Origin of the sequence: Pseudoalteromonas rubra (assembly GCF_005886805.2) — a bacterium.
Taxonomy (GTDB): domain Bacteria; phylum Pseudomonadota; class Gammaproteobacteria; order Enterobacterales; family Alteromonadaceae; genus Pseudoalteromonas; species Pseudoalteromonas rubra_D.
In genome coordinates this window covers 600,532-615,369 of sequence record NZ_CP045429.1, presented here as the reverse complement: position 1 = coordinate 615,369, position 14,838 = coordinate 600,532, and the positions used below count along the sequence as shown (strand labels likewise).

Here is a 14,838-nt window from a genome sequence, read left to right as displayed (position 1 = left end):
CAACTTACTCTTAACCAGATGCGACACCTGGCTATACTGAAAACCGTCCGATTCTACCATAGTGGCAATAATATTGGGGCTAAATTAGCACTTTAAAGCGCCAAGCCACAGAATTCAGGGGTTAAAATAGAGAAACCCAGCCTTAATGCTGGGTTTTTACAATTACGCTTTGTCCTGCCTGGTCAGGAACATGGCATCACCATAGCTGAAGAAGCGATACTGCTCGGCAATCGCAGTTTCATAGGCATGCATAATATGCGACTGTCCCGAAAAGGCACTCACCAGCATGATCAATGTTGACTCAGGCAGATGGAAGTTGGTCACCATGGCGTCAACCAGTTGGAACTGATAGCCCGGATAAATGAAGATATCGGTGTCACCATAAAACGGCTTCAGCTCATCCGGGTGCGCTTTGGCAGCAGACTCCAGTGAACGCACAGAGGTTGTGCCAACTGCGATAACCCGACCACCACGCTGACGCGCAGCGGCAATTGCCTCGACCACTTCCTGAGGTACCTCAATATATTCAGAGTGCATTTGGTGGTCATTCACATCATCCACACGCACAGGCTGGAAGGTTCCCGCACCAACGTGAAGCGTCACAAACGCCATCTCGACGCCCTTGTCTTTTAATTGGGTCATCAGCGCGTCGTCAAAATGCAGGCCGGCGGTAGGCGCTGCAACGGCGCCCGGCTTCTCCCCATACACAGTCTGGTAGCGCTCTTTATCTTCTTCTTCGTCAGGACGATCAATATAAGGTGGCAACGGCATATGACCGATTTCGTCCAGAATCGATAACACCGAAGCGTCACCGTGGAACTTGAGCTCAAATAGCTCCCCGTGGCGGGCAACCATAGTCGCTTTGGCTTTACCTTCAAGTAGTATCTCTGCGCCTTCTTTTGGCGATTTACTCGCTCGTACATGTGCCAACACACTGTGCTCATCCAGTACTCGCTCAACCAGCACTTCCAGCTTACCACCCGTGGCTTTTTGCCCGAACATCCGCGCCGGGATCACTTTGGTATTATTGAAAATAATGAGATCTTCCGGATTGATCAAATCGACAATGTCCTTGAACACTTTGTGCTGTAAATCACCAGTGTTGCCATCCAGTGTCAACAAACGACTACTGGAGCGTTCTTTTTTAGGGTGGCGAGCAATCAGCTCATCAGGGAGTTCAAAACTAAAGTCAGCAACGCGCATAGAAGACCTCAAATTAATGCAAATAGGCGCCAAGTCTAGTGATCCACCTACGCTAAATCAAGTGCTGAGGTAAAACTATGTAACGCTTGTCAGTATAGAAAAATAGCTTTAATCTAGTCGCTATTGTACGAAAATTCGCAGCTAAAACGCGCCGTATCGTGCCCCCTAAAGTTCCGGGCACATCCTAAGTGCACAAAGCGAGACATATCACTGACTGTAAGGGCAAAAACTTGTTTACTTATTTCATGGGTTTAAGGTAGTAACACCATGGCAAAGCAACTCACATTATTGCTGGTTAATGCGGATCAACAAGAGCGCCAGCTGATCGTCAAAACCTTGTCCTCGCTGAATGTCTTTCGCATCGTTGAGCACAGTGATACGCAAGCGGCACTGGGTGTATTAAAGCAACAAGCCGTAGATCTAATCATTACCGGGCTAAATGTCGGAAAAATTGATGGCTGGCGATTTTCTCGTATGGTGCGCTCCGGACTATTAAAAACCCCGAAAAATACCCCAATTGTACTGACGCCCCCCACTTATTGTGAACGTATTGCTGAAACCACAGCACGCAGTTATAGCATAGATGCAGTGCTGCCTCTGGAGCGTCAGGATGTACTGCCTCAGGTACTGGCAAATGTGTTATCTACACACCTGGAAAAAAGCAGTCGCTTAAACCTGCTGTTGCTCGAGCCGGATCAAACCCGTGCGGATGAGATCTGTCAGCATTTATCCCTGAACTTTACGACCACTCATGTCACCACCACCAATGGGGCACTGTCGCAATTCTTGCAAAATGAGTTTGCAATTGTTTTGCTGGATGCCACTGCAACACACAGTGACTCGGGTAAAGAACTGGTCGCCAATATTTTACAGCACAAACCCAGTCAGGCCATTGTGACCATCATAGACAACCGTGATGCCGACTATGCCGAGCAACTGCTCTTGCTGGGCGTCACCGATTTTGTCCGAGCGCCTTATGATCTGTCTTTACTCAGCAAAGTGTGCGACCATGCGGCCCGTCGTGAAGACTTTATGGTGAGTTATGCGGAATTTGCCGAAAAAGTCGAGCAACTGAGTCGTAGCGAGCGACGCTACAAAGACTTGTTCTCAGCACACCAGCGCATTTTGCTGCACCTCAATACGGTTGTGATGGAGCTGGATACCGCGGGCGTGATCCGCTTTTTAAATCCAGCCTGGGAACAGCTGGTAGGCCACAAACTCAAGGCCAGCATGCATACCAGTATGTTTGACTACGTGCTGGCAGAGCATCGGGAAAAACTGGCGACAGTCTTGACTAAGGTCCAGCAGGGTGAGCAACAATCGGCATTGCTTGAGCTACAAGTGATGCAAAGTAACCAATGCTCACTCTGGGTAGAATGTCGTTTTCAGCTCATAAAAAACGTCACCAGTACTGCCACTATAACGGCGACCATAGACAACATTCACGAACGCAAGCAGGCTGAGCTTCAGTTACGCCATCTTGCTTTACACGACACCCTGACGGGACTGCATAACCGCTACTACTTCGATCAGCAATTAAACCTATTCTGTGAACAGGCAAAACAAGACGCACACCTTGAACATGCGCTAATCTATATTGATCTGGACCACTTTAAGATCATCAATGACAGCAAAGGTCACCAGCAAGGTGATATTGTGCTCAAAGAGGTCGCCCAACTGTTTGGTGAACACATTGCAGATGAACACCTGATCTTCCGAATTGGAGGTGATGAGTTTGCGATTTTACTGAAACATACTCCCCTGTTGGATGCACATATGCTGGCTGAAAGTGTCTGTAGCGCCATTGAGCATCATCAGTTTCATTCTGAGGAAGCCAGTTATACTATCAGTTGTTCTATTGGTTTAGCACAGATAACACATCAGAACAGTGATCCCAGTGAGTGCCTAAAGCAGGCCGATATTGCGCTATACATTGCTAAAAACTTAGGCCGTAATCTGGTTCACTGCTACAGCAAAGAAGATGCGCAAAACAGCACCCTGCAAACTGGCCTGGAGTGGGGGCACAATGTGCGTCAGGCTCTGCAAAATAATCACATTGAACTGCACTACCAGCCAATTTGGGATTTTAAACGCAATCAGGTGGCCTACTTCGAGGCCTTATTAAGATTACGTATAGATGACAACCTGGTTTACCCAAACCAGTTTATCCCGGCGCTGGAGTTGCTAAACGATACCTATCTGATGGATCAGTGTGTGATCCGCGAGTGCATTCGCGCCATCGCAAGTCACCCCGAATTACATCAGGTCTCCGTCAATTTATCCGCACAGTCTTTCCTCGATGAACGCTTGTTACCGCATATTCAGTCTTGTCTGGCGGAGTTCCAGGTCGCGGCCAGTGCGATTATTTTTGAGATCACCGAGTCGGCCAGTATTAATAACCTCAGTGCCACACAGGCGATGATTGCCAAACTCAATGAGCTCGGCTGTCACTTCTCTATCGATGACTTTGGCACCGGATTCAGTACCTTCAGCTACTTAAAACAGCTGCCAGCTCAACATGTTAAGATTGACGGCTCGTTTGTACGTGACATGCTCAATGACCCGATAGATTTAGCGCTGGTGAAAGCCGTGAATGACATCAGTCACTCGCTGGATAAGCGCTCAGTGGCTGAGTATGTGGAGAGCAAAGAGATTTTTGACGCACTCAAAGAGATTGGCATTGATTATGGTCAGGGCTACTATATTTCGCGCCCATTACCGGTTGAACAGCTTACTGCAGTACTGCAAACTATTTTATCTGAGAAAACAGCCTGCTAGTCTTTTTGTACAAAATTCGACTAAAATATAGCTGCCTCTTGGGTAATTCTCATCTATAATTAAGCGTACATTTTGACGTGTCACTTTAAATAGCTGAAACACAGGTATTTACAAGACATTCAACGGATTTGGACACGTCTGGCTATGGAAATGGAGGAATCGCAATGGTACAGCTGTCTATTATATTGTTGCTCATATACGTTGTTATCGCCGTACAATGTTACCGAAGCGCAAGCCACAAAGGCTACCCTAAACTGTTTTTTACCTTACTGGGCTTAGTGCCTTACTTTAACCTGGTGGTGTGGGTTTACTTATTATTCTTGCCCGACCTCAAATCAAGCCGCCAGTTGGGTTCTTTGGAGTCGTAACCGCACTTCACGGCCCATTTCAGCACTGACTATCACACATGAAGGGCAACTGCCCTTCATGATTTTATACCAATTTGCTTAATTAAGAGTTCTATTTTGAGGTGAAAAAATAGGGTCGGTAACACCGCTCCCGCGTCCTGCTATCGCTGAGGCACCTACGTCCATATAGGCGAGGCTAAAATTTGTGAACCTATGTCTAAGGTATAAGGTTCTAAATGAGAAGTTTTTAACGCCGTTACCGTCTTATTTGCTCCTTCAAATCGAACAAGGTATTAAGTGAAATTGGTAATATTATCGGTTGTTCGTCTCACTGCAATGCTGCGCTACAAACTCGCCCGCTTTGTCACTGAACAATCGAAAATCACGGATCCGTCCGGTGGTCTTGCGCCATAACAAGCCAATCTCTCGATAGGCATCTGGTTGCGGCGCCGTCGCGACCATTGGCTTACCATCCAGGATCCCGGCGTTGAGTGCCATCTGTGGCAAAAAGGTCACGCCATTTTGATATTCCACCATACTCAACAAGGTATGCAGATTGGCAGCTTCGAAAGGGTTGATACACGCACTACGATTAAGGTGACACGCACTGAGCGCATGATCGGTCATGCAGTGTTCCCGCTCCAGCAAAAAGACACTTTGCTCAGGCAACACATTAAAATCATCCAGCTGCTCAGGTACCTGGTAGTCCAGGTGACGTACCAAAGAGAAATGGTCCCGGGCTATCACTTGAGTATGAAATTTCTCTGTCCGGTAGGGCAGTGCCAGCATGCCCATATCGATATGCCCCTGCTCCAACTTGTCGAGTAAGCGGTCACTGGTATCCTCTACCAAAACCAGTTGCAATTCAGGGAAAGCATCTTTACAAAAGCGATATAAGGGCGCGGCAATAAAACTAGCAATGGTAGGAATAATCCCTAAAACCAGTTTGCCCGATAGCGGGTGTTTAAAGCTCTTGGTCAATTCCACCACACTGATGGTGTCACCAATGATGCGCTTAGCACGCTCAACGACCTCTTCGCCCACATCCGTAAACATCAGGCTGCGGTTTTCACGCTCTATCAGTTGGCATCCCAGGGTTTCTTCCAGATTCTGAATGGCACTGCTCAGGGTTGACTGGCCAATAAAACAAGCTTCCGCAGCACGACCAAAATGCTGGTGCTGATGTACGGCAATTAGATACTGTAACTGTTTAATGCTTGGTAAGTTATTCACTTTTTATACCCACAAATAAAAAGACCCCAACACCAAAGGCATTGAGATCTTTTCAAGCTAAAAGTCTGTCCTTTCTGTTAAACGCCGAACGCGCTTCTCAGAATGTAGAATATAACAATAGCAAGGGCAGCGCCAACTGGCAATGTGATAACCCACGAAACCACAATGTTTCTGATCACACCCATGTTTAGCGCGGCAATACCGCGTGCCATACCAACACCCAGTACCGCACCAACCAGCGTTTGCGTGGTTGAGATTGGCAGGCCCGTGCCCGATGCAATCACTACGGTCGACGCAGCAGCAAGTTCGGCAGCGAAACCTCGGCTTGGCGTCAGGTGCGTGATGCCTTCACCAATGGTTTTAATTACTTTTTTACCCAATACAGCCAGACCGACTACGATGCCGAGACCACCCAGAGGCAAGATCCACCACGCCAATGCAGCCTTCTTGGCAATTTCACCATTGTGCTCCACGATGTTTACCACCGCAGCCAAAGGACCAATCGCGTTGGCAACATCATTCGAACCATGCGCAAACGCCATACAACATGCCGTTAATACCATCAGGATAGCAAACACTTTTTCAACGTTGTTGAAGTGCATTTGTTTATCCGCATTCGGGTCGATTTTCAGACGGTTGATGGCCATTTTACCAATCAAGCCAACAATCACTGCAATACCGATAGCCAGCGCATACCCTTCTACAGCACCCAGATCAACACCGATGTGCTTCAGGCCTTTTTTAATTGTCACCAGTGACATCACGAAACCAGCCAGACCCATATACACAGGCACAAAGCGCTTCGCGTTCTCAAGCGGTTTATCTGTATCGAAAATCAGCTTCTGCGCACTCATAAAGATAAGGTACGCAATAAAGCCAGAAATGGCCGGGGTGACAATCCAGCTGCCCACGATACCTGCGACTTTACCCCACTGAATGGCTTCGCTGCCCACAGCGACTAGCGCAAAACCTATGATGGCACCAATGATAGAGTGCGTGGTCGAGACCGGCCAGCCTAGCATTGAAGCCAATAATAACCAGGTACCAGCGGCAAACAGGGCCGAAATCATGCCCAGTACCATCAGTTCAGGTACGTCCATAAATGGGGTTGAATCGATGATCCCCTTACGGATCGTTGACGTTACCTCACCACCGGCCAGGTAGGCACCGGCAAATTCAAAAATCATCGCGATGATGATCGCCTGCTTGATGGTCAGTGCTTTAGAACCAACCGATGTACCCATTGCATTGGCTACGTCGTTCGCACCAATACCATAGGCCATAAAGAAACCAACTGCGGCCGCTATAATAATCAATAGCGTGCCATAGGATGCAATGATATCCATTGTAAAACCTTTAATTCTTAACTAATTGTGTGAAGGCAGATGGTGCACGCTTAACGCGCCAGCATCAGCTCCAGTCGTGAACCTACGCGCTCAGCAATGTCTGCCAGCTCACCAACCCACTCGATGATCTTATATAAGAACATCACATCAATTGGATTGAGTTCACTTTCAATGCTGCGTAATCCCATACGAATACGGATCTGCATCTCATCGGTATCTTCCTCGATGGCATCCAGTTCAACGAGCATTTTTTCGACCAGTGCAACTTCGCGACCACGGAAACCGGTTTCCAGTAGTTCATCGAATTCGTTGATGGCTTCTGAGGCTTGTTTTGTCGCATCAACACAGCGTGTCAGATACGCCAAAAAGTCGGCTTGAATTGATTCAGGGATCTCCAGTTCACGACCAATTACACGTCCAGCGATGTCTTTGGCTTTATTGGCGATCTTGTCTTGGTGGGTAATGAGTTCCAGTAAATCTGTACGTTCTACTGGCATAAACAGACCACGTGGCAAGTGCAGGCGCACTTCACGTTTTAATGTATCTGCTTCTCTTTCCAGGTTACGGATCTGCACACGAAGCGCATCGGCCTCGGTCCATTCCCCTTTGAAGGCATGATTAAAGAACGGGATCAAGGTTTCACTGGCTTGATGGACGATCTTTATGTGCTCTTCAATCGGCTTAATAGGAGACTTTGCGAACACTCCTAAAAATGCATTACTAGGCATAACTGACCCTTAAATCATATTAATATGCATGTGCAGGGCGCAATTTTACAGTATTAAGCCAAATTGTGAACGCTTTTTCGTGTGAAGTTCTGATTAACGGCACAATCACGTTTAACAAACTGTAAGGTTGTCACGCAAAGACAGCAACCTTCTGTTTGCTTAACTCTACAATAAACATAGAAAAAATAGTCAGATAAATCCCCTAACGAGATTGGATAATTTTGTAACGTATGAGCAAGCCTGGGCGGAATTAACTCGAACAAAGCGAGCATATAGCTCGCTCATGTTCATGCCCGCACCAGATCATACTTCCTTTACAAAACAATCCTGATAGCAAGTTAACTCCGTATGCATGGGCCCGACTCCCCCTGCAATCTGGGGCGTCATTTTGTCATTGAGTGACTTACTTTTCATCGCAAGTTGTTTCATACTTTTTTTGTTCAGAGCTAGTTTCATAGTTCATTCCTTCTATTGATTACTTTTTACTCACAAACAGTTATAAATAAAAAACAACACAGTGTCTACTATTGGTACTTGCTTATTTTTAGTACTACAGTGACTTTTCGATGTCTTCCTGAGAAGTATGGCGAATATCTTTGCCATTAACGAAATAAATTACATATTCTGCAATATTCTGACAACGATCACCGATGCGCTCGAGTGAGCGAACTGACCAGATCAGGTCCATAATTTTTGGAATTGAACGCGGGTCTTCCATCATATAGGTCATGATCTGACGCGTAAGTGCTTCATATTCACGGTCAACTTTAGCGTCTTCTTTATGTACCTCAAATGCCCGCTGCGCATCCATTCTGGCAAATGCATCCAGCACATCATGTAGCATCTGAGAAACCAGACGACCCATGTTTTCCACATTCACCAACAAGTCCTGCTGATCTTTCGTGAAAGAGTCCAGTGCTACTTTCGCAATGCGTTCTGCTTCATCACCAATACGCTCCAGATCTGCAATGGTTTTTGCAATGGCAACAACCAATCGTAAGTCACTGGCCGCCGGCTGACGCTTAGCAATAATGCGAGTACATTCTTCGTCAATGCTCACTTCCATGGCATTCACCTGATAGTCGTTTTCGCTGACTTTACGGGCCTTATTTTCATCACAATGGCTCACTGCATCGAGGGCCAAGTTTAGCTGTTGTTCAACCAGTCCGCCCATACTCAGTACATGGTTACGAACGTTCTCCAGCTCTTCGTTAAAGCGGCCAGAGATATGCTTATTAATATTATGTTCCATAGTCAGTTCCTAATTTGTTTCAACACGGCATAGGCGCCTCCTTGTGGAGGCGCTGACTCAGCGCTTTGCTGAGCCCGATGAATTAACCATAACGACCGGTAATATAGTCTTCGGTTTTCTTCTTGGTCGGTGTTGTAAACAGAGTATTAGTATCTGAATATTCGATCAGTTCACCCATGTACATAAAGGCTGTTTGATCGGATACCCGCGCTGCCTGCTGCATGTTGTGAGTAACGATCACCACGGTGTACTTTTCTTTCAGGTCGTTGATCAGCTCTTCAATAACCAAAGTTGAGATAGGGTCTAGTGCCGAGGTTGGCTCATCCAGCAATAATACCTCTGGCTCAATCGCAATTGAGCGTGCAATAACTAGACGCTGCTGCTGACCACCCGACAAACCAAATGCACTGTCGTGCAAACGATCTTTTACTTCATCCCATAAAGCAGCACCACGCAGTGAGCGCTCCACCACTTCATCTAGCTTACGTTTGTCTTTTACACCCTGTAAGCGTAGACCGTAAACAACATTCTCGTAAATAGACTTAGGGAATGGGTTTGGACGCTGGAATACCATACCAACATTACGGCGCAGAGCCGCTACATCAACACTTTTGTCATAAATGTTGGTGCCGTTGAGATTAATTTCTCCCTCAATACGACACGTGTCGACCAGGTCATTCATGCGGTTAATACAACGCAATAGCGTCGATTTACCACAACCCGACGGGCCGATAAACGCTGTTACCTGACCGCGTGGGATCAACATGTTGATATTGCTCAGAGCCTGTTTGTCACCATAGTAAAGGTCAAGGTTTTTGATCTCTAACGCGGTTAGTTCCGGGCTCAAGTTTTCCAGATCCAACTTTTTGCTGGTATCTGCATTATTTACCTGTGGCGCTACTGTAATCATAAATGTTTACCTATTTAAATACTTTACTATTAGTGCTCTAAAGCTCTGAATTTTTCACGTAGGTGGTTACGGATCCCAATTGCAGTGATGTTCAGTGCAATGATCACGGTTACCAGTAAGAAGGCGGTCGCATACACCAAAGGACGTGCCGCTTCTACGTTCGGGCTCTGGAAGCCCACATCATAAATATGGAAACCCAGGTGCATAAACTTCCGGTCAAGGTGAATATACGGGAAGTTACCATCCAGCGGCAAGGTCGGTGCCATTTTCACCACACCCACCAGCATCAGCGGTGCAACCTCACCGGCTGCTCGGGCAACCGCGAGGATCAGACCGGTCATAATTGCCGGGCTGGCCATAGGAATAATAATACGCCATAAGGTCTCGGCTTTGGTCGCGCCCAGTGCCAGCGAACCATGACGCACTGTGCTTGGAATACGGGACAAGCCTTCTTCGGTCGATACAATCACCACAGGCAGCGTCAGGATTGCCAGTGTCAGTGCTGACCAAATCACGCCTGGCGTACCAAATACCGGACTCGGTGCAGCTTCTGGGTAAAACAGAGCATCAAGTGAGCCACCCAGCATATAAACGAAGAAACCTAAACCGAATACACCGTATACGATAGACGGAACACCTGCCAGGTTGATCACCGCAATGCGGATCATTTTAGTCACAGCATTTTTCGCAGCATATTCGTGTAGGTAAATCGCAGCAACAACACCAAATGGGGTCACAATTACCGCCATCAGCATAACCATAAACACAGTACCAAAGATGGCCGGGAATACCCCGCCTTCAGTATTCGCTTCACGTGGGTCATCGCTGATGAACTTACCAATTTGCGACATATAGTGACCCAGTTTAGCAAAGAAACCCATGTCATTCGGGAACCAGAAGTCTAATACCTGATACAAAGGCAGCGTTACTTCTTCACCACGCATGTCTCGCACCACGACCTGGTCACGCTTCGCACCGTTACGCAGTTCAAACAGCGTCTTTTCCAGCACTTTGTATTCATCACGCAAGGCAGCACGCTGCGCTTCCAGATCTGCGATGATTTCAGGCGTCAGTTCATTATCCAGCTGATAAGCACGCTCTTTAAGACGCAAACGCTCCAGCTCATAGTTAATGTGGCCAATCTCACCGTTTTGCAGGTCAAGTGCTTCATCGTTCAGATCTACAGCACGTTCAACCATCTCTTCCAGCGCTTCTACCGGGTTGTCAGTGACAACCTGACCGTCGCGAATAACACGCTCAACGTAGCCGTAGAAGTTACCATTTTTAGTACGTTCAAAGACCGCTAGCTGCGCCGGTTTTGACTGACTTTGGATATCGGTGGACAGGATCCAACGGAAATCCAGCTCAACGTACTCACGGTTACCCGTTTTTACCAATAAGCGCTCGATGTACTCGCCTGGGTGATTAGAAAAATCCAGGCCCGTCGCTTCCAGTCGAGATTTAGGCACTAACTCTCTGTCGTAGATTTCACCAATGACGGTTTGTTTCTGAACCGAGCCTTGCAAGTGCATTTCCACCACTTCGGAAGGCCAGAAAAAGCTCAGCCCTTTCCACGCAATCATCGCAAGCAGACCCAGTACCGAGATCAAACTGATGCTGACCGCACCACCTGTCATCCAGATCCACGGAGATCCTGACTTAAACCACTGTCTTACCATGTCATCTCACTCCAGTTACATTGAGCTATATTTTTCACGCAGCTGCTGACGTACAAACTCAGCCATCGTGTTAAATACGAAAGTAAAAATAAACAATACAAAGGCTGCCAGGAACAGGATCCGATAGTGTGAACTGCCAACTTCCGATTCAGGCATTTCTACCGCAATGTTCGCCGCCAAAGTACGCATCCCCTGGAAGATACTCCAATCCATAATCGGTGTATTACCCGTCGCCATCAGTACAATCATGGTTTCACCCACGGCACGACCAAGTCCCATCATCACCGCCGAGAAGATGCCTGGGCTGGCTGTCAGCAGGACTACACGAACCAGGGTTTGCCATTGAGTTGCACCCAGTGCGAGTGAACCATTAGACAGGTGTTTAGGCACGCTAAATACCGCATCTTCAGCAATTGAGAAAATCGTCGGGATAACCGCAAAGCCCATCGCAATACCTACAACCAGAGAGTTACGCTGATCAAAGGTCAGGCCCAGTTCGTTGGTCAGATACTGACGTACGTTACCGCCGAACATCCATCCTTCAATCACGTCGCTCATGGCAAATGATAACCAGCCAACCAGCAAAACGACCGGGATCAGCAAGATTGAGTGCCAACCGTCCGGGATCAGGTGACGGATGGTTTTCGGCAGCTTAGTCCAACCCAGCGCCGTACCCAGAATGGCCAATGGCAGTAATAGCAGTAGAGCAACAATCGCTGGTAAGTGGCTTTCAATCAGCGGTGCTAACCACAGACCTGCCAGGAAACCCAGAATAACGGTAGGCAGTGCTTCCATGATTTCAACCGTTGGCTTTACCACACGGCGCAACTCACTCGACATAAAGTAAGCAGTATAAATCGCCGCAGACAGGGCAATCGGAACCGCAAACAGCATGGCGTAGAACGCTGCCTTAATCGTACCGAACGAAATTGGTACTAATGAGAATTTGGATTCAAAATCATCACTGGCAGATGTAGACTGCCAGGTATACGCCGGCTCCGGGTAACCTTCGTACCAAACTTCCTGCCACAATGCCGACCAGGTCACTTCCGGGTGCTCATTGTGGATCTCAAATACGCTCACCTGGTTGCCCGTCAGCAATAACGCTGCATTGGCTCGCGGTGAAATCGCGAAGGCATCAATGGCCTGCTCAGCCACCTTACCACGCCACAGCTCGGCTTCACTGGTGGTGTAGTAAACGCCCAGCTCACCTTGTTCTGTGGTGGTAAAGAAAGTACGGCGATAAAACTCACTGTGCACTCTCATGTGCTTACTCTTATCGCTGTCAAAAGCACGAATTTTGGCAAACTCACGGCCATCGTCCGTGTTCACTTCAAACCATTGCGACACTTCGCCATTGTCGTTTGCCAGCATCAGCGAGTTGGCACCTGCCAGCAACGCCATGCTGACCAGGTTGGCATTTTCTTCGTTGGCTGCCAATAACTGGAATTGCTTGATATCGTCCGCAAAGCGAGTGTCAAAGATATAAATCTGATTTGCAGAACGTACAAAAGTACGCGTTGTGTCTGGCGAAATAAGCAGATCGTCAATGCGACCTTCAATAGGTAATTCAGTACGCGTTACCTGCCATTCCATTTCACCCGAGAACATATTTTCTTCAGCCGCAAACGACGCGAAGATCACGCGCTTGTCGGCTGTCAGTGCAACCACGGCAGTTTTGTCTTCGTAATGACTGAAAGCAAACTTTTTCAGCGCCTGACGCTGCTCATCAACCAACAATTGTTGGCCATCCAGCGGATAACCCAGACGTGGCTTCATCACACGCTGATTACCCGGGAAAGTAACCACAAAATTGGGCTTAAGGATTTGCACCTCACCGTTGTCAAGGCCGTATGCATACTGACCTAGAAATGGTGCACTTTTCGCAAAGCTGGTGATCTGGCCATCAAGCTGTGTTTGCAAAGTGCTCAGCAGCGAGCCCGTGTTGTCGCCCTTTACCTGATAAAAATCAACCTGACCGGTGTTGTCCAGCAGATACGCAATCTCTGTTTGCTCTTCTACACCCAGCGCGAAGTAGCGCTTCTCGGCAGACAATGCAATATCAACCCGTTTTTCGACCTTAGCGGATTCGAAAATAGGCTGAACAACATAAAGCAAATAGAAGAATATCAATAGCAAAGCGACCAATACCATTACCCCACCTGAGGTAATGCCAAACTGGGCAAAGCGGTCCTTTAAGAGACGGCTTCTATCCGTTTTAAAGGATGGTTTTTGCGGATTGGAAGTCATCAAAATACCCTTTCATAATCAAACTGCGGCGCATTATATTTCATCAAGATGACAGTTGTGTTACACCTCAACCCAAGTCTGCCCGCTTTTACAGACTGGCCGTAATTCTGTACTGTCCTTGGCGTATTTTCTCAGCCTGACCGCTTCAAACCACGGACAAACCGTTCCCAACTTTACACCAAAGTACCGATATTGCCTCAAAAAAAATCTCCCACACACAAAGAAAGACACCGCATACCGACAGCCGGGAAATAATGATATTGCGTGCTGTCAAAGGAACTTAACACCCCAAGTAAGGTCTGGATTACAGTGACACCGGTGATTTTTGCAATTTTTTACATTGTATCCATTATCGGAAGTAGACAAATAAGTTTCATTTACTAGGCTTATAGAGCGATTATTCGCTTTCATTCAGGGCTTAGATACCGAGCCACCAATAATAAGAGACATGTGATATGAAGCAGTTAGTACTAACACTTATAGGCAAGGACCAACCAGGTCTCGTTGAAAGGGTTTCCTCAACCATTCTTAACCATCACGGTAACTGGCTAACCAGTAACCTAAGCCACTTCGCCGGACAGTTTGCAGGGATAGTACAGGTTGAAGTAGCAGAGGAGCACTTGCAAGAGCTACAAAACGCCGTACTTGATATCCCGGAGCTGGAAGTGCGGATTGCCAATGGCGAGCAAACCGACAGCACAGAGCCGGAAACACTCAACCTGGTGATCACAGGTAATGACAGACCTGGCATTGTACAGGAGCTGGCAGCGGTGATCCGTCATAAGGGGGCGAATATTACCCACCTTAATTCTAAACAACAAAGCGCACCAAATTGGGGAGTACCGATATTTAGCGCATTTGCCACCGTCAGCCTGCCTGCAGGGATGCTAAAAGACAACGTTGTCGAAGCGCTTGAGGCGATCACCAGCGATCTGATCGTGGATGTTGAACAACCTTAATAGCGTTATCCGGTAAGGTCGTTACGGTGCCTTACCGGTCATTCCACCTATGTTCTTTCAATGTACAGACACTTTGATATCAAACAAAGCAAACCAGGCAGAGTGGTCTACACTTTGTTGATAATTTGGTGACATGACAGCGCATGTCATATA

The 14,838-nt window shown here is 47.4% G+C and carries 12 protein-coding genes; 3 read left to right on the top strand and 9 right to left on the bottom strand.

What is annotated here, in order from left to right; genetic code table 11:
* Window positions 1-162: 162 nt before the first annotated feature.
* The gene (queA, locus tag CWC22_RS02710) at window positions 163-1,203 is read right to left on the bottom strand and encodes a tRNA preQ1(34) S-adenosylmethionine ribosyltransferase-isomerase QueA (protein ID WP_125558332.1); all 1,041 of its coding nucleotides are present in this window, start codon (window positions 1,201-1,203) and stop codon (window positions 163-165) included.
* Window positions 1,204-1,470: 267 nt separating this feature from the next.
* On the opposite strand from queA, the gene CWC22_RS02705 reads away from it, so the two are divergent.
* Together CWC22_RS02705 and CWC22_RS24395 are read left to right on the top strand one after the other, a co-directional pair.
* On the top strand, window positions 1,471-3,981 hold the full coding sequence (locus CWC22_RS02705) for an EAL domain-containing protein (RefSeq protein WP_138536795.1): 2,511 nt from the start codon (window positions 1,471-1,473) through the stop codon (window positions 3,979-3,981).
* A gap of 164 nt (window positions 3,982-4,145) precedes the next feature.
* The gene (locus CWC22_RS24395; protein ID WP_010383280.1) at window positions 4,146-4,349 is read left to right on the top strand and encodes a hypothetical protein; all 204 of its coding nucleotides are present in this window, start codon (window positions 4,146-4,148) and stop codon (window positions 4,347-4,349) included.
* A gap of 291 nt (window positions 4,350-4,640) precedes the next feature.
* On the opposite strand, the gene CWC22_RS02700 is transcribed toward CWC22_RS24395, so the two are convergent.
* From CWC22_RS02700 to CWC22_RS02665, 8 genes are all read right to left on the bottom strand, one after another.
* On the bottom strand, window positions 4,641-5,561 hold the full coding sequence (locus tag CWC22_RS02700) for a hydrogen peroxide-inducible genes activator (RefSeq protein ID WP_125558336.1): 921 nt from the start codon (window positions 5,559-5,561) through the stop codon (window positions 4,641-4,643).
* Between the two features lie 77 nt (window positions 5,562-5,638).
* The gene (locus CWC22_RS02695) at window positions 5,639-6,907 is read right to left on the bottom strand and encodes an inorganic phosphate transporter (RefSeq protein WP_125558338.1); all 1,269 of its coding nucleotides are present in this window, start codon (window positions 6,905-6,907) and stop codon (window positions 5,639-5,641) included.
* Between the two features lie 50 nt (window positions 6,908-6,957).
* Window positions 6,958-7,635: a TIGR00153 family protein gene (locus CWC22_RS02690; protein WP_010383283.1), complete on the bottom strand. Its 678-nt coding sequence runs from the start codon at window positions 7,633-7,635 to the stop codon at window positions 6,958-6,960.
* A gap of 303 nt (window positions 7,636-7,938) precedes the next feature.
* Window positions 7,939-8,091 (bottom strand): hypothetical protein, encoded by a 153-nt coding sequence (locus CWC22_RS02685; RefSeq protein ID WP_164517484.1) that lies wholly within the window; start codon window positions 8,089-8,091, stop codon window positions 7,939-7,941.
* 94 nt (window positions 8,092-8,185) lie between these two features.
* Entirely contained in the window at window positions 8,186-8,887 is a 702-nt protein-coding gene (phoU, locus tag CWC22_RS02680; RefSeq protein WP_125558340.1) for a phosphate signaling complex protein PhoU, read from the bottom strand.
* Between the two features lie 82 nt (window positions 8,888-8,969).
* A complete protein-coding gene (gene pstB, locus CWC22_RS02675; protein WP_010383287.1) occupies window positions 8,970-9,797 on the bottom strand; it encodes a phosphate ABC transporter ATP-binding protein PstB in 828 nt (275 codons plus the stop codon).
* A 29-nt stretch (window positions 9,798-9,826) separates the two neighbouring features.
* Window positions 9,827-11,476, bottom strand: a complete 1,650-nt coding sequence (gene pstA, locus CWC22_RS02670; RefSeq protein WP_138536793.1) for a phosphate ABC transporter permease PstA — start codon at window positions 11,474-11,476, stop codon at window positions 9,827-9,829.
* Between the two features lie 15 nt (window positions 11,477-11,491).
* Window positions 11,492-13,726 carry an ABC transporter permease subunit gene (locus CWC22_RS02665; protein WP_138536791.1) on the bottom strand — a complete coding sequence of 745 codons (2,235 nt, stop codon included), beginning with the start codon at window positions 13,724-13,726 and terminating at the stop codon, window positions 11,492-11,494.
* Window positions 13,727-14,181: 455 nt separating this feature from the next.
* Here CWC22_RS02665 and CWC22_RS02660 point away from each other — a divergent pair, with 455 nt between their 5' ends.
* The gene (locus CWC22_RS02660; RefSeq protein ID WP_010383290.1) at window positions 14,182-14,685 is read left to right on the top strand and encodes a glycine cleavage system protein R; all 504 of its coding nucleotides are present in this window, start codon (window positions 14,182-14,184) and stop codon (window positions 14,683-14,685) included.
* Window positions 14,686-14,838: the final 153 nt, after the last annotated feature.